Origin of the sequence: Bacillus cereus group sp. BfR-BA-01350 (genome assembly GCF_022663775.1) — a bacterium.
In the GTDB taxonomy this organism is placed as follows: domain Bacteria; phylum Bacillota; class Bacilli; order Bacillales; family Bacillaceae_G; genus Bacillus_A; species Bacillus_A paranthracis.
The window spans coordinates 21,013-37,930 of the sequence record NZ_JAKUGD010000004.1; the positions used below are offsets into that span (position 1 = coordinate 21,013).

A 16,918-nucleotide genomic window follows, 5' to 3' on the forward strand; every position below is an offset into this window, starting at 1 on the left:
AATCTATTTTGAAAAAAGACTATTCAAAATAGATTCTCACGTTTCAGTATTAAGATTATTTTAATCAAAAACAACTTTTAAGCCTTAGAAATATCAACAAATCCTTCTCCGAATACGTCACGAACATCGTGTATAGCAATGAACGCAGCTGGATCTGTAGTTTGAACAATCCGCTTTAGCTTGACTACTTCTTGCTTATTAATAACAACATATAGAATGTCCTTCGGCGTTTTCGTGTAATAGCCATGACCTGAATACACGGTAACCCCTCTGCCCATTAAGGTTGTTACCTTCCCGGCAATTTCATCCGGATTATCAGAAATAATTGTAATGGCCTTTTTCGGATTTAAACCTTCAATTACAAATTCCATTACTTTCGTCCCTACATATAACATAATAATTGTCAGCATTAGCTTTTCTGCACCAATGATGAAATAAGATGAAAACGCAACGATTAAATCGAAGAACAGTAGACCATAGCTAATGCTCCAGCCTAAGTATTTATGTGTCATCCTCGCTAAGATGGTAGTTCCTGCTGTCGTTCCACCAACGCGAATGATGAGACCAATCCCGCATCCGATAAATATTCCACCGAAAATGGCATTTACGAGCATTTCATCCGAAGCAATCGTCCATCCTTCTGTTAAATGAAGAAATAGCGAGTTCGTAACTACAGCGATAATCGTATAAATCGTTGTGATCTTATTTAAAAATTTATAGCCGACTATTAGCAAAATCGCATTTAAAATTAAATTGACTAAACCTGGTGACCATTCAAATAAATAGTACGTAATAATCGTGATACCTGTTACCCCGCCCTCACCAAACTCGTTCGGGATAACAAACAAATTGACACCTAACGCAAAAAGAAATGCACCGATAATAATAAAAATAATGTCTGTCGTTCTTTTTTTCATACAGTACCTCACTTCTTATGTAAATATTTATTCTGTCATAAACTCTCACCATTATATCGTGGAATATTCAAATCGAACAGTGGTTTATTTTTATTTTAATATAGGATGATAAATCAACTTTATCCTATATCCACATGTAATTTAAAAAAGATAACAACTGTGTTTATTATGTACTACAAGTAAAGTTTTGATTTCGCATGCTATTCACACTAACAAATGAATAGGAACCACCCTCACTCGCACAAATTTCGAATACAAAACAAATAGGCGAAGCTATAGAATAGGCTTCGCATCAAGCTTTTTCATTACAGAGATTTATATACAATTTTATACTTCTGTATGTTGTTGATTATTTCACTTTATTTCTTTTGGGTAATGAAAAAAACTCCATTAAATTTGCATACTTAGTATGCGAATTCAGGAGTTTTTTCATATACTACCATTCGGTTTCATTTCTAATGCATTCAACTCACTTTTTACATCTTACTTGACTCATTCAAAATTAGCACGAGGTTCCTCTAACCCCTTCTTACTTCTCCAGTTAAATAAGCTTTCCGTCTTCGTTTGCTGCCCTGGTTTCACAAACAACATTGCCCCCATTGCAATAGCGGCCAAAATAGCAGCTACGATAAACATAGAAGGATAGCCATAACTTACAACTAAGTATCCAGTTAAAGTCGGGGCTAAGATTGTCGCGATATTAGCGATGAAATGCATAATTCCACTATATGTTCCTGAGTAAGCAGGAGCTGTATCGACAATGATTGCCCAAAATAAGGAACTTGGTAAAAAAGCAAACGCATTTCCAAGCGACATAAGTGCTAATACAGCTACATAATTGTTCATTGCTGGAATGAAACTAAAACAAATTGCTGTAAGTAATAAAGCAATAATCGGTAACCCGGTTCGAGCTAAACGAAGGTTTCCTGTTTTACGTAAAATACGATCAGATAGCTTCGCCCCTAGTGGCAATGTGATGCAAGCTCCGAGCCAAGGAATCATCCCAAGATACCAAAGGGAAGATAATTGAAAATGGAATACATCTTGCAAGTATTTTGGTGTCCAAGTTAATATTAAAAAATTGATATATTGGAAGCAAAAATATGCTATCGTAACCATAACGAATGTCGGAACTTTAAAAAAGGAGTACCATGACTCTTTTGGAATTTCTTTCTCTACTTTTACTGATTGAAGCACACCTTCCGTACTTCGTATTTCAGCTAGTTCTTCTTTTGTCACTCGTGGATGATCCTCAGGCATATTCGTAAAAGTAAAGTACCAAATAATCGCCCATACAATCCCTATTGTACCGAGGATAAAAAACATGACTTTCCAACTAGTGAAAGATAGCAATAGAACAGCTACAGGTGCTGTTAATACTGCCCCTAACGGAACGCCAACAAAACCAAGGGATGTTAGAAAAGCTCTTTCTTTTGGAGCTGCCCAATTTGCTGCTGTCTTATTCGAAACCGCAAAAGATGGCCCTTCTGTTAATCCAAATAAAACGCGGAAAATAGCAAATCCTATTAAAGCAGACCCTCCAAAAACAGCAATCCCTATTTCTCCAGCAAAAGCGGTCGCAATTTCAAAAATAGACCAAGCCGTTGCTGCTACGATCCATACAAATTTCGGTCCTTTTTTATCTGAAAAAATACCTCCTAATAAAGAACCGATCATGTAACCGTAACCAAAATATCCTAATATTGCTCCCCACTCCTTCGGGTCAAAGCCATACTCTTTTATAATGAAAGACTGTGCATAAGCGATGGCCCCTCGATCAATATAATTCACCATCGTAATAAAAGTGAGCATTGTAAAGACATAATAACGAAATTTATTCTTCATCAAAATTCCTACTCCCCCTCGCATTCTTTTGTTTTTCTTTCTAATTCTTTAATAGAATGACATGGACTTTACCGGGGCCATGAACTCCAAAAGCTAATTCCATCTCAATATCACCTGTCCGGCTAGGCCCAGTGATAAAATTAATACAGGCAGGTAATCCATTCGAAACCTGTTCATGAATTCTAGTTACTCCTTCTGTTAAGCGTCTATAAATTGTATGTTCTGAGAGAATTGCTACATAAACTGCTGGCAAAACGCTAACTAAACGCCCGCGTCCGCCACCATTCCATAAAACAACCGTTCCCGTCTCAGCGAGTCCCATTTCGGCATATGTAATTCCCATATCAACCTGAGCTGCATAATCCCGTAGTTCTCTTTCCCCTTCTTTCCTTTGCCACATTCGATGAGAAACGAAATTTCCTGTTAAATGCTTTCCTATTTCAAGTTGATGTAATCTATCATCATCCCAATACACCGCAGATTGAACATTAAATCTATGTACAACGTACTGAAGTGCACTCCCTATTTCTGAACGGTGTATATGACTTACTTCTGTATGTAACGTATGCAAGTTTGCAATAAACTGCTCTACTAAACTTTCGTGATCTATCTCATTAGAAAAGTGGCTAAGTGGATTGTTTTTCCACCTGGGAGGAGTAACTCCCGAGCGACGTTCTCGATTTAATTTACGTGCGATATTGTTTAAAAAAGACTCTTGTACATCCGTATTCATATTATGAATCCCTCGTTTCTTTTTTCCACCAATCACGGAATGATTGTTTCGCAGGTTTTGGAAAATCTCTACTTTCTGTCCATCCTTTTAATGGACCTGGGCCATTCGCAATATAACCATCTTTTGCAAATATCGATAACCCTGTATGTGCCATTTTAATTGCTTTCTCATAAACGAATGGATGACTCGCCATAAACGTGAAACCTTTAAAGGCAAGTTGCTCAAATTTCGTTATAAACCCTTGTTCCACGACATCTTTACGATGTTCAATGAGAAGGTCATGCAATGGAATTTTCACAGGGCAAACATCTGTACATGCTCCGCACAAACTTGATGCAAAAGGTAATTCTTTTAACTCTTCATATCCTTCTAATAAAGGCGCAAGTACTGCTCCAATTGGCCCGCTATACACACTTCCATAAGCATGGCCTCCAATATTGCGATACACAGGACAAACATTTACACAAGCTCCGCACCTTATACACTTTAATACTTCTTCATAAGCAGTTCCTAAAATATCAGAGCGCCCATTATCTAAAATAATTAAATGAAATTCTTCAGGTCCATCCATATCTTCATGTAAACGCGCCCCATTAATTCCAGTTACATAAGATGTAATCTTTTGGCCTGTAGCACTTCTTGTTAACATCGAAATGACTACATCAAGATCTTTCCATGTCGGAACAAGGCGTTCCATCCCCATAATCGCAATATGAACCTTTGGCAATGTCGTAGTAAGGCGAGCATTTCCTTCATTACTTATAAGCACAACTGATCCAGATTCCGCTACCGCAAAGTTACAACCGGAAATACCAATATCAGCTTCTAAAAACTCTTTACGCAATTTCTCCCTTGCAAATTGTAGTAATTGATTCGTATCAACTGGGATCTTTCTTCCTGCTTCCTTAGAAAAAAGCCCTGCTACTTGTTCCTTCGTCTTATGAATGGCCGGGGCGATTAAATGGGATGGCGTTTCTCCAGCTAATTGAATAATATACTCCCCAAGATCAGACTCTACTACTTTTACCCCCATCTCTTCTAAGTTTTTATTAAGATGTATTTCTTCTGAAACCATGGATTTTGACTTAATTACTGATCTCGCTCCTTTTTTTCTTACGATTTCAGAAACATATGATACAGCATCTTCTGCTTTGAAAGCGAAATGCACATGCCCCCCATTTTTCCGAACATTAGTAGCTAATTGTTCCAAATAACTATCTAAATTTTCGATTGTATGCATCCGAATTTCAGATGCTGCCTCGCGCCATTCTTCCATATTCCCTAATTCATGTGTAGCCTGTTCCCGTCCCATCCGAAGCCGATCTTGCGTAAACGGAACCGCGCTTCTCATCTGCGGATCATGCAACGCTTTATCTACTCTTTTCAAAAAATCTAGTTCTCCCGCCACACTCATTTATTCAGCCCCTTCGCCAGTACTTCTGCTACATGTAACACTTGAATATTTTTATTTTTCCTGCGCAATCTTCCCCCAATATTCATAAGACATCCCATATCTGCTCCAATTAAGAGATTTGCTTCTGTCGCCTCAATATGTTTTATTTTTTCATCAACCATCGTTTCAGAAATCGAGCTCATTTTCACTGCAAAAGTACCACCAAACCCGCAGCAATCTTGGCAATATGGTAACTCTTTTATGTCTAGACCTTCTACTTGCGATAATAACTTCAGTGGTTCCTCTTTGATCCCGAGCGCCCGACTCATATGACAAGATTGATGGAAAACAGCTTTCTCAACCAACTTAGATTTCCAATCATTTTTCCCAAGTACATTCACTAAAAAGTCCGTCAACTCATACGTTCTATTCGCTAAATGAACCGCTTTTTCATACCATTCACTATCACCTTTAAACATCTCTTTATAATAATGATGAACCATGCTAGCGCAAGAACCTGAAGGGGTCACAATATATTCACTATGTTCAAATGCTTTAATCATTTGCTTTGCTGCTAATTTTGCATCTTCTTGATATCCACTATTGTAAGCTGGTTGTCCGCAACAAGTCTGTTCTTCAGGGAAATCTAGTTCCACTCCACATTGATTCATAATTTCTACGACACTCTTACCTACTTGAGGAAAAAACACATCTGATAAACAAGTAATAAATAACGAGACTTTCATCAAAATCCCCCCTCAAAACGATATGATCTATTTCCAAGTTATTACTTTCCTGAAAATTATTTTAAATTTTTAGAATTTTCTATTTTTAAAACTTTTTGTTTATGATATCATGTGGGAGATTATATGAAAACTATCTATAAGGTTGTTTTCCCATACAAAAATGGTATAGAAAGGGACTTTGACATGGATATAAGAAAACTTCGTTACTTTATTGTAATCGCTGAAGAAAAACAGCTTACCCGTGCTGCCCAGCGACTTCATATGGCACAGCCACCTCTAAGTAGACAACTATCGTTACTAGAACAAGAATTATCAGTAAACCTCTTTGAAAGAAATGGCCGAAATATGTATTTGACTGAAGAAGGAAAAATTTTATATACGAAAGCCAAAAACATTATTTATCAATTAGAAGAAACTATTACGGAGATTAAAGATACTGGTGAAGGGCTAAGGGGCAAGCTATCTATTGGAGCATTTCATTCTTGCATTCCTTTTCTCTCTGACAAAATACGCTATTTTCAAGATAGCTATCCAAATGTGAACTTAAAAATATGGGAAGGTGGCCCTTCATACTTAATAGAGAAATTAGAGAACCGGCATATCGAACTTGCTATTTTGCGTACACCTTTTAATAAAGATGTTTTTTCTAGTATTTGTTTATCAAAAGAACCTTTCGTATTAGTCATGCCTGCTAAATGGGAACTATATCATTCTCACCTCCCAATCCCTCTAACCGAATTAAGCCATATTCCCCTTTTACTTTTACATAAAGATAAAGAAAACAGCTATCATCAGCTCGTCATCGATGAATGCAAGCACCTTGATATAACATTAAATATAGCATGTGAATGTCCTGACTCAGCATTTATTCTTATGCTTATTATGACTGGCATCGGTGCCTCTATCTTGCCGAAAAGTGCTATATCTCATATCCCGCAAGAATTTATAAAAATAGTAGATTTAATAGATTTCCCTTATGAGTCTGAATCATCAATTATATGGCTGAAAGATCGGAAGCTTTCTAAAAGAGCGCAACGATTTATAGAATGTACATAAATAAAACTTAGAAGTGTAGCGATAGATCTATTCGCTTCTCCATCGCTATTACCTCGTTTATAAAATTATTTCTTCTATTATTATTGGACATGTTATATTAGTCGCTTATGTGAATAGCTTATTAATCCTTCTAAACAAAAAACAAAGACGCGAAGTCATAGAAGAGACTTCGCATCTTTGTTTTTTAAAGAGATTTATATGAATGGAAATCCTCCGTAAGGTCTTTACCACGAGCGTCACACCTTACTGCTTTATATCCCATTTTTCTAAACAGACGTAGAACAATACCCCATCCTCAGTATTATTTTAAAAATCGAATGATTAAAATAAATTTACTTATCTTTCTCCATATACTCTTTAATCTTTCGTTCTTCCCACTCTTTTCCAAATATCCCGAATGGAAAAGTTGTCAAACCATGTATAACGATACCGATTCCCCAACCTGCAAGTGGATATAAAAACCATAATTTACTTGAATCAGAATTTATATTTATAAAAAAAAGCATTAAGTTAACTAGTATATATAATGCTAAATGAATATAAAACGCTTTTAAATTCTCCACTCTTTTTTTAGCTCGTAAATAATTCTCATCTCGCTCCATATATAAACACCTCTTTCATTATTGTATTTTTTAAATTTACTCCGATTTAAACATCATATTCTAGTCAGGAATACCTTATTCTCAAAAAATACAAAACAAAAAAGTACCTAGCAAATGGTCATGTGTATGACCATTTGCTAGGTACGGAATAATCCATTTATTATTTACAGAAATCTAATTAAGACCAAATCCAAACATCATCATTATTTTCAACGTTGCTCTTTACCTCATGAACTTTTTCAATATGGTCAACTGTGTTCCAGTTAATAGAACTTCCACCCCAGCCTACATAATTCATATCAATTTTCACTTTCTCACCCGCATGAAATACTTGTCCCTTTGTTAAGAAAACATCAATAATCACTTTCTTCCCGCTTAGCGATGGATACTCCACTACGACATATTTAGTAGCACCGTCTCCCTCATCTTCCATCGTTTCTACTTTTGATACTTCACCAATTACATAATCAGGTGAGCCATCTTCTTTCATATGCATCCCTAACTTGTTTGTTGTATTTTCAATTGCAGTTGCAACCATATATTCTGTAAAATTACGCATCATAGATCCAGTAGCTTTTACTTCATCTCCTACTTTCACATTTGAAAATGAATCTATATATACGCTAACAGGTTCCTCATATTGCTTAGATTTAACAACAATTACACCGTTATCTACTTCTACTACTCGTCCTTCTAACGTCGAGAAATTCGATTCAATAGAAGCTGCACTCGCTTTTGTTACTTCTAGTCCTGGTAAATTTGTTCCTGATAATGCTGCAATTCCTAAAGCACCTGCTAAAATAAATTTTTTCATACCCATTATGAAACATCTCCATTCATGATGATTTTATTTTTGATTGGATACGACCAACCTGTAACTATTATAGTTACAGGTTGTAGAAAATAGCAACCCTCTTTCTTATGCAATGTTGCATACTGTAACTTTTAAATATATTCAATACGAATGCTAAATTCTTGAATACCAGCAGGTAAACAGATTGATGGTGAAGAAACTAATGTCATGCATCATATTTTTCAATGCTACAGTTTGTATAATCGTATTTCATTACATTATGTAGGGGCGGAATTCATATGTTAATAAAACCAAAGAAATTACAGCCAGGTGATATCGTGGCAACAGTAAGTCCTTCATGGGGAGGAGCAGGTGATCCTGAAATAAGATGGCGATATGAGCAAGGAGTAAAGAGATTAGAAGAAGTTTTCGGTCTTACGGTTGTTCCCATGCCAAATAGTTTAAAAGGTAGCGAATTCATTTATAACAATCCACAGGCTCGTGCGGAAGATTTAATGACAGCATTTCAAGATACGCGCGTGAAAGCAATTATTGCGAATATCGGCGGTGAAGATAGCATTCGCTTACTTCCCTATATAGATTTTAATGTAATACGTGAAAACCCGAAAATTTTTATGGGATACTCTGACGTTACCGTCTCACATTTATTTTGCCATAAAGCAGGTCTTTCCTCTTTTTACGGTCCAGCAATTTTGACCGACTTTGCTGAAAATGTAGAGATGGATCCATATACGGTTGAAATGGTAAATCGAACTCTCTTTTCCAATGAAATGATTGGCGAAATTCAACCAGCTCCTGAATGGACGAGTGAGCGTTTAGAATGGATAGAAGTAAATAAGGATACAAGACGTACGATGCAGCAAAACAATGGATATGAGGTACTTCAAGGCTCTACTACTGTACAAGGGCGTTTAATTGGTGGATGTATAGAAGTACTGGAATTTGCAAAAGGAACGGAACTTTGGCCTGAGAAAAAACATTGGGAGGATAGTATTCTCTTCTTTGAAACTTCTGAAGATCATCCAGAACCAAGTTATATAAAGTATTGGTTACGAAATTATGCAGCGCAAGGCATTCTGCAAAAAGCAAAAGGTATCATTTTCGGTAAACCGAAAGATGAACAATACTATGAAGAATATAAATATGAAATACTGAAAGTTATGAGGGAATATAACTTAGAAGCTTTACCAGTTCTTTATAATTTAAATTTTGGCCATACTGAACCGAAGTTTATTTTACCTTACGGCGCGATGGCAGAAATTGATTGTGAAAATGGATCTTTCTCTATTTTAGAAAGTGGCGTGGAGTGAATAAAATCACTCCTATGAGATATGAATGTGAATGGATACTTTTTAAAAGTATATAATTGGAGGGAGATTACGTGTATGGAAGTAACATTTACAGTAAGTAAATGGGATGAAAAACCAATCGATGATACTAAAAAAGATTTCCCTATTAATATTGCTCATGTTGAATATGATATTGATGGGGAATTAAAAGGAAAGGCTTTTGTTGAATACTTATTATATTATTTAGACTCAAATATAAATGATGGTCACTTGGCTACTGCTAAAATTTCTGGATTTTTACACTTTGAAGGAATTTATAAGGGGCAACAAGGGACATTTACAGCTATAGAGCAAGGAATATTTGATAAAGGAAATTTAGATTCTCCAGGAACAATTATTAAAGCTGCCGGTAACTTAGCAAGTCTGAGAGGTTCCTATCATTATCAGTTTGCAGGTCAAACTAGTAAACTAATTTTAGAGTTTGAATTTTAGCGAAATATCCTATATTTCAGCGAAAAGGACATTTCTTGTAATAATAGGAATGTCCTTAAAGTTCGTTCAAAGGTGATTTTTTCGCCTACTTGTAATTTAATATCATTGGTCCCCCTCCTCAAAGCTCTTTTAAAATAAGAAAAACCGAAACTAAAATCATTTCGGTTTTTCAAACTAATGAAGTCCATATTTATTTTAAAGAATGTACAAACAACCCACTGCGCAGTTTCGGTTCAAACCACGTTGATTTTGGTGGCATAACTTCTCCAGCGTCTGCGATTGCTAATAAAGATTCCATTGATGTCGGATATAGTGAGAACGCCGCTTTATATTCACCGTTATTTACAAGACGTTCTAATTCTTCTAACCCGCGAATTCCTCCAACAAAATCAATGCGTGAATCAGATCGCGGATCGTGTATTTCAAGTACTTGGCTTAATAAATGGTCTTGCAGAATAGATACGTCTAAACCTTTCACAAGATCATTCGCATCAAACGTTTCCTCTTTCACTATGAGCTTATACCACTTCTCGTTTACATACATACCAAATGTTTTTGGCTCATTTGGTTTATACGGAGAAACAGGTGCTTCTTCTACATAAAAGTATTGCGTGATTTGCTTTAAAAACTGTTCTTCTGATAAGCCGTTTAAATCTTTCACAACTCGGTTATAGTCCCAAATGGATAATTCATCGTGAGGGAATAAAACTGATAGGAAGAAATTAAACTCTTCTTCTCCTGTGTAATTCGGATATTGTTCTCTTCGCATGAGCCCTACTTTTGCAGCTGACGCGGAGCGGTGATGTCCATCTGCAATATAAAGATTAGGAATATCTTCAAATAAGTTTACTAAACTTGCAATTACTTCTTCATCATCTATTTTCCAAGCAACATGCTCTACGCCGTCTTCCGCTGTAAATGTATAGATTGGCGTATGTTCTGCTTTCCAGTTTGCGATGAAACGTTTCACTTCTTCTTTTGTACGATATGTTAAAAAGATAGGACCTGTATTTGCGTCACACACATCTACGTGGCGAATACGATCTAGTTCTTTTTCATGACGCGTTCTTTCATGTTTTTTAATTGTATCATCTTCATACTCATCAATAGATGTACAAACGACAAGACCGGACTGCTTTCTACCTTGCATCGTCAATTCATAAATGTATAACGCTGGCTCTTCATCTTGAATGAACACTTCTTCTCGTATCAATTGATTTAAATTTTCACCCGCTTTTTCATATACGCGATCATCGTACGGTGAAAGCGCTGGGTCTAAATCAATTTCTGCTTTATCAACGTGTAAGAAAGAAAATGGATTTCCTTTTACAACTTCTCTTGCCTCTTCACTATTTAAAACATCATACGGTAAAGCTGCAACTTGTGCTGCTTTTTCTTCTACTGGACGAATGGCCCGAAACGGTCGGATTTTTGCCAATTCCCTCTCTCCTTTACACAATCATTCGAACGGCTACAACACCTGTAATTTTGCTTATATTTTCCACAATGTTCTCTTTTATTATATCATCAATTCCGTTATCGATATCAATCATTGTGTACGCCCAAGAATGTTTACTTCGATTAATCATATCTGCAATATTAATATGATGCTCTGCTAAACACCCTGTAATTTGTCCTACCATGTTCGGAACATTTTGATGCATGATTGTAATACGTTTCTTTCCGATATACGGCAGCTCAACATTCGGATAGTTGACTGAATTACGAATATTTCCTGTCTCTAAATATTCACGTAATTGACGAGCTGCCATGACTGCACAATTTTCTTCTGATTCAGACGTAGATGCGCCAAGGTGAGGCGTCGCTGTTACATTTTTCATCTTTATCACATTTTCATTCGGGAAATCCGTTACGTAATGTGCAATAACCTCTTCTTCTAACGCATTTTGAAGAACTTTTTCATCTACAAGTTCTCCTCTAGAGAAATTGAATAGACGCATACCTTTTTTCATCTTCTCTACAGCGTGTTCTCCAATAATCCCTTTTGTTTGATTCGTAAGAGGAATATGAAGGGTAATATAATCACACGTTGCAAAAATTTCATCTAAACTAAATGCTCTTTGCACATGTGTAGAAAGGCGCCAAGCTGTTTCAACTGAAATGTAAGGGTCATATCCGACAACGTCCATCCCTAAAGCTAACGCATCGTTCGCAACTAAAGCACCAATTGCGCCAAGTCCGATAACACCTAGACGTTTCCCTGCAATTTCTGATCCAACGAATTGTTTTTTTCCTGATTCAACAAGCTGCGGTACTTCTTCACCTTCTAAATTTTTCGTCCAGCTTACTCCGTTAATAATGTTACGTGAAGACATAATAAGACTGGCGATAATGAGTTCCTTTACTGCATTGGCATTTGCCCCTGGCGTATTAAAGACTACAATCCCTTTTTCTGTACATCGCTCGACAGGAATATTATTTACCCCTGCACCAGCTCTCGCAATCGCCTTTAAATTTTTTGAAAATTCTTCTTGATGTAAAGAATAACTGCGAAGTAAAATACCATCTGGATGATTGATTCTCTCCCCTACTTCATAACGCTCTCCGCTAAGCACTTGCAAACCTTTTTCTGCAATTTGATTTAACGTTTGAACACGAAACATATCCCCATCTCCCTATCTATTCTCAAGCTCAAATTCCTTCATATAATTTACTAATTGCTGTACGCCTTGTACTGGCATCGCATTATAAATACTTGCGCGCATACCACCGACTGATCGATGTCCTTTTAGCGTAACAAGTCCTCGTTCTTTCGCTTTTTGTAGAAACTCACTGTTCAGCTCTTCTGACGGTGTTGTAAACGGAATGTTCATAAGTGATCGATACGTAGGATCAACTGGTGAAGTAAACAATTTTGATTCATCTAAGAAATTATAAAGAAGTGAAGATTTCATTCTATTTTGTTCTTCAATCGCAGATACCCCACCTTGCTCTTTCAGCCACTCTAGTACAAGTTTCGTTACGTAAATACTAAAGGACGGCGGTGTATTATATAAGGAGTTATTTTTACTGTAAGTTTCATAGTTTAACATCGTAGGACAAGAGCGATCTGCTCCCCCAATTAAATCTCTTTTTATAATTGCAATCGTTAAGCCTGCTGGCCCTAAATTCTTTTGCGCTCCCGCATATATAAGACCAAACTTTGAAACATCATATCGTTCTGATAAAATATTTGAGGACATATCCGCAACGAGCGGTACTTTATCTACATGTGGAATGTCCACATATTTCGTACCCTCTATTGTATTGTTCGTTGTTATATGTACATAATCTAGTTTTTCATCGCCTAATAAACCATCCAGTTTAGGAATTGTAGTAAACTTCTCATTTTCAGAAGAAGCAATCACTTGTACTTCTCCAACTTTTTCAGCTTCTTGCAGTGCCTTTTTAGACCATGAACCAGTCAATACGTACCCTGCTTTTTTATACGTATTCATTAAATTTAACGGTATCATAGAGAATTGTAATGAAGCACCACCTTGTAAAAACAATACTTCATACTCATCAGGAATGTTCATTAATTCACGAAGTAAGCTACCCGCTTCATCTATAATACTTTGAAAATAAGAAGATCGGTGACTCATTTCCATAATAGACATGCCTGTCCCGTTATAATTTACAAGCTCCTTTTGCACTTTTTCTAAAACTGGCAAAGGGAGTATTGATGGTCCAGCTGAAAAATTATACACTCTCTCCATCACCCTAATAACCTCCCTATTTCTCATCTTTTATTTTTTAAACTTTCTGAATTATACCCTACAATACAAGACACGGTCAATTTGTTTTCTATTATTACGGCGTAAGACGCAATGGAATCGCTTGCAAGTGCCAATGTTTTTATAAACACACAAAAAAGTGTTAAGTACATAATCGTACTTAACACTCTAGTAATAAAAGAATAATAGCTAATTATCCGTAAAGAACCGATCAAAAATTTGATAAATTGCAGAAAGACCAATGAGCCAATAAATAGTGTCCACAAGCGCCGGCATAGAACCAAACCATTTCTCAACTACATTGTAATCTAACGCTACAAATAACCAATTCAAACCGCCAAGAATCACCAAAATTACTGTAAGGTAAGACAAAAATTTCATTATGATTGCCCCCTAGGTGATAAGATGGTGAAAGGCCTTTCACTAGAAATATATGTGGTAAACTTTAAAACTTACCTATTTTATAAAAATTATTTTCGGTACCAGCCGTTAATAACTGATGCCGTTTCTTGACTATGTATTTGATACGCATGCGTACTATTATTAGATCCAATAAACCAAATTGAAAAGCCTTTAAAATATGGCTTCGGTTCTAATACGTCACGGTAAGCGCGCCATCCGTTTAATTGTACGTCTTTTGAAAACACGTTAGAAACATCTGGATTCCACGGATTTTGCAAGCCTAGTTCACGCGCCGGAACGTTAAATCCGCCAAAGTAAACCGGTTTTCCTGTTGCTTTATGTAATTGTTCTAGTTGCTGAACAACATTTTGTCCACGGTTATATACTGTCGTCGCAAATAAACTTTGCTTCACTTCTTCGTATGATGGATTTCTTTTTTCCGAAACTTCAAACCAACTATCGATACTAACAATGTCTACCTTCTTTAAATACGGACGATTTATTTTCTCAACAAACTTCGCTTCATATGAAGGATCCCAGCTTGCTGTTAACCACCAATTCATTTGATACAAAACATTTCCTTTATACTGCTGGCGAACAAAATCAATCGTATCGCTCCAATATCCTTCTGCATACTCCATATTCACGAAATTAGAAGCAATCTTGAGCCCGTACACATTGTATTTACTTGTAATCGAGTTAAAGATGTCTTGCAAAATAACCGTTTTCCAATTCCAGAAGAAATCATTAATATTACTTGGATTCCATTCCGTTTCTCCAACATTTCCTTGCTGAATATATGGGAACGGTTCTACTATAACTTGAATATTACGCTTTAATAATTCTTGAATTAAAATAATAGCCTGTTGCTTTTGCGCTTGATTAATTACCATGTTCGTAGAAGTCACATTCGGAATATCTACCTGAATTGGTACATTTACTGTATTTAAATTTAAGCGCTCTACATCAGCTAACACTTTCGCTACATTTCCAACTTCCCATACCGTTACATTTCCTGATTTAATTTTTCCAGATTGAACAGTATTTACATCTGCCTGTACATTTCCTTGAAAACAAAAAGAAAACAGCATAATAAACACTCCTAAAAAACTTATTAAACTCTTATTTTTCTTCACAACTTTCCCCCTATAATTTTTGGCTTTCTTGATTATTTTATACAACGTTTCATATATATTCCACAAAAAATCCAATAAATTTTTTATTGATAAAAATGCTATTCATACTAACCTCCTAAAAATAGTAAGATAAATAAAAAAAGGAACGGGTTTCCGCTCCTTTTTTATCTTTTTACGATTATCAATCCATTTCCCTTTTAGGCTCTACCAACATAATGTGAGATTCCTTTTCAGTGAAAGGTTTATGCTCGACGCCTCTTGGGACAATATACATCTCGCCCTTAGAAATTTTCACCTGTCCATCACGAAAATCGATGAACATCTCCCCTTCAAGCACAATAAATAGCTTATCTGTATTAGGATGCTCATGCCATATAAAATCTCCATTAGCTTTAAAAAGCTGAATTTGATCGTCATTCATTTCACTAATCACTTGTGGATACCAATAATCATTAATTTTAGATAACTCGTCATTTAGTTTAATAGGTTGGTAATGGATAATGATCCCTCCTCATTTTCAACTTCCACTATATTACAGTAATCTAAGTAAAAAAGTCGTTATTACGCTTAAAAAGAAAATGCTCAGGCCAGAACTTTTCATTCAAATAGTACAAAGGAGTGATTTCAATGAAAGTACTTTCAATCCAATGTTTCCTTTAACTCTCCATAAGTATAGAACAGTGATTTTCAAATAAGAATGGACCCCTGTTGACATTAGTATGGATTATTGATGAACTTCTCGCGATATTTAGTAGGCGAAATGCCAACTCGCTTCTTGAAAACTCTACTAAAATAAAAAGGGTCTGCGATTCCAACAGCCTGCGCAATTTGTTGTACAGGCACACCACTTGTACATAACATTTTTTGAGCCATCTTTATACGATAGTTCAATAAATATTCTGCTGGCCCCATACCTGCATGCTTTCTAAACACGTAAGAAAGACGATTTCGATTAACATTATTTTGTTCTGTAAGCACATGTATTGTAATATCTTTATAATAGTATTTATGAACGTAACTAGATATTCGTTCGAATAAAGTATACGATTCATAGTTGTTTTCTCTATTGACAACACTTAATAAAGCTTCATTCAACGCTTCGCGAAACAGCATTTCAGTCTGAAACATCGAAATGCCTCCTCGCTGATTATACACATCCCAAAGACGCATAAGTAATTCGACAAGACGAGGAGATTGTCCTGTTAACAATTCAAAATGCTGATGAGTAAAGCCAGAGTCTTCTCGTTCTGAATTGCTTATCCGATATAAAACAAGAATATATTCCCAGTTTATTTCACCAAGCATTTTATGGGCTAATGTCATTTTTGCACCCCCATGTATAACTTTTCCTGGGGAAAGGATATACGGCGTACCATTAAATTGAAATTGCGTCTTCCCTGTAAGTGGAAATACAAATCCTGGGAAAGAATCTGTAGACTCAGCACAAGGCACACCTGGATTTTTAGCATAACGATATACTCCTTCTACTCGGAAAGGAGTATTGGCAAGATACTCTGCTAACTCATTCACGTCCAACTTCACAATGCAAGCCTCATTTCAATTATAGTTTTCTTGTAATTCGTGAGATTAATTGGTGTACATTCTGGGCAACGCTAAACTAAAAATAGTACATACGACTTAACAACATCTAGTTATTAACCTATAAATATATTGTTTTTCATTTATTGACAAAAGTATCCTCCCTATATTATTGATAATGATTTTCATTGTAGTTTGATAAAAAAACATTTGTCAA

General features: G+C 35.9%; 17 protein-coding genes. 3 read left to right on the top strand and 14 right to left on the bottom strand.

Annotation, left to right across the window (positions count from 1 at the left end):
- Positions 1–77: 77 nt before the first annotated feature.
- The 5 genes from MR147_RS10690 to MR147_RS10710 all read right to left on the bottom strand — a co-directional run bounded on the left by MR147_RS10690 (position 78) and on the right by MR147_RS10710 (position 5,634).
- The gene (locus tag MR147_RS10690; RefSeq protein ID WP_000747499.1) at positions 78–917 is read right to left on the bottom strand and encodes a YitT family protein; all 840 of its coding nucleotides are present in this window, start codon (positions 915–917) and stop codon (positions 78–80) included.
- A 492-nt stretch (positions 918–1,409) separates the two neighbouring features.
- Positions 1,410–2,762: an MFS transporter gene (locus MR147_RS10695; RefSeq protein ID WP_242304117.1), complete on the bottom strand. Its 1,353-nt coding sequence runs from the start codon at positions 2,760–2,762 to the stop codon at positions 1,410–1,412.
- A 40-nt stretch (positions 2,763–2,802) separates the two neighbouring features.
- On the bottom strand, positions 2,803–3,495 hold the full coding sequence (locus MR147_RS10700) for a LutC/YkgG family protein (protein WP_242304118.1): 693 nt from the start codon (positions 3,493–3,495) through the stop codon (positions 2,803–2,805).
- A gap of 1 nt (position 3,496) precedes the next feature.
- Entirely contained in the window at positions 3,497–4,909 is a 1,413-nt protein-coding gene (locus MR147_RS10705) for a LutB/LldF family L-lactate oxidation iron-sulfur protein (protein ID WP_074609315.1), read from the bottom strand.
- Positions 4,906–5,634 (bottom strand): (Fe-S)-binding protein, encoded by a 729-nt coding sequence (locus MR147_RS10710; protein ID WP_242304120.1) that lies wholly within the window; start codon positions 5,632–5,634, stop codon positions 4,906–4,908. Before MR147_RS10710 ends, MR147_RS10705 begins: the two co-directional genes overlap by 4 nt.
- A 183-nt stretch (positions 5,635–5,817) precedes the next feature.
- On the opposite strand from MR147_RS10710, the gene MR147_RS10715 reads away from it, so the two are divergent.
- Positions 5,818–6,690, top strand: coding sequence for a LysR family transcriptional regulator (locus MR147_RS10715; protein ID WP_242304121.1), 873 nt, complete (start codon positions 5,818–5,820; stop codon positions 6,688–6,690).
- A 332-nt stretch (positions 6,691–7,022) separates the two neighbouring features.
- On the opposite strand, the gene MR147_RS10720 is transcribed toward MR147_RS10715, so the two are convergent.
- Both MR147_RS10720 and MR147_RS10725 read right to left on the bottom strand, forming a co-directional pair.
- Positions 7,023–7,292 carry a 2TM domain-containing protein gene (locus tag MR147_RS10720; protein ID WP_242304123.1) on the bottom strand — a complete coding sequence of 90 codons (270 nt, stop codon included), beginning with the start codon at positions 7,290–7,292 and terminating at the stop codon, positions 7,023–7,025.
- Positions 7,293–7,470: 178 nt separating this feature from the next.
- Positions 7,471–8,112 (bottom strand): ATP F0F1 synthase subunit alpha, encoded by a 642-nt coding sequence (locus MR147_RS10725; protein ID WP_074609307.1) that lies wholly within the window; start codon positions 8,110–8,112, stop codon positions 7,471–7,473.
- A 272-nt stretch (positions 8,113–8,384) separates the two neighbouring features.
- Between MR147_RS10725 and MR147_RS10730 the strand changes: the two genes are divergently transcribed.
- A complete protein-coding gene (locus MR147_RS10730; protein WP_242304134.1) occupies positions 8,385–9,416 on the top strand; it encodes a S66 family peptidase in 1,032 nt (343 codons plus the stop codon).
- Positions 9,417–9,491: 75 nt separating this feature from the next.
- Positions 9,492–9,887: a DUF3224 domain-containing protein gene (locus MR147_RS10735; protein WP_074609303.1), complete on the top strand. Its 396-nt coding sequence runs from the start codon at positions 9,492–9,494 to the stop codon at positions 9,885–9,887.
- Positions 9,888–10,077: 190 nt separating this feature from the next.
- Here the strand turns inward: MR147_RS10735 and MR147_RS10740 are convergent, their stop codons facing one another.
- The 7 genes from MR147_RS10740 to MR147_RS10770 form a co-directional block, all read right to left on the bottom strand.
- A complete protein-coding gene (locus MR147_RS10740; RefSeq protein ID WP_242304136.1) occupies positions 10,078–11,325 on the bottom strand; it encodes a DUF1015 domain-containing protein in 1,248 nt (415 codons plus the stop codon).
- Positions 11,326–11,338: 13 nt separating this feature from the next.
- The gene (locus tag MR147_RS10745) at positions 11,339–12,511 is read right to left on the bottom strand and encodes a 3-phosphoglycerate dehydrogenase family protein (RefSeq protein WP_242304138.1); all 1,173 of its coding nucleotides are present in this window, start codon (positions 12,509–12,511) and stop codon (positions 11,339–11,341) included.
- Between the two features lie 12 nt (positions 12,512–12,523).
- Complete coding sequence (gene serC / locus MR147_RS10750; RefSeq protein WP_074609351.1) at positions 12,524–13,606, bottom strand: 3-phosphoserine/phosphohydroxythreonine transaminase; 1,083 nt, start codon at positions 13,604–13,606, stop codon at positions 12,524–12,526.
- Positions 13,607–13,813: 207 nt separating this feature from the next.
- Positions 13,814–14,005 carry a DUF378 domain-containing protein gene (locus MR147_RS10755; RefSeq protein WP_000670803.1) on the bottom strand — a complete coding sequence of 64 codons (192 nt, stop codon included), beginning with the start codon at positions 14,003–14,005 and terminating at the stop codon, positions 13,814–13,816.
- A gap of 89 nt (positions 14,006–14,094) precedes the next feature.
- Positions 14,095–15,162, bottom strand: coding sequence for a glycoside hydrolase family 113 (locus MR147_RS10760; RefSeq protein ID WP_242304140.1), 1,068 nt, complete (start codon positions 15,160–15,162; stop codon positions 14,095–14,097).
- A gap of 181 nt (positions 15,163–15,343) precedes the next feature.
- Positions 15,344–15,583, bottom strand: coding sequence for a cupin domain-containing protein (locus MR147_RS10765; protein ID WP_242304141.1), 240 nt, complete (start codon positions 15,581–15,583; stop codon positions 15,344–15,346).
- Between the two features lie 293 nt (positions 15,584–15,876).
- Positions 15,877–16,704, bottom strand: coding sequence for a helix-turn-helix transcriptional regulator (locus MR147_RS10770; RefSeq protein WP_242304142.1), 828 nt, complete (start codon positions 16,702–16,704; stop codon positions 15,877–15,879).
- Positions 16,705–16,918 lie beyond the last annotated feature (214 nt).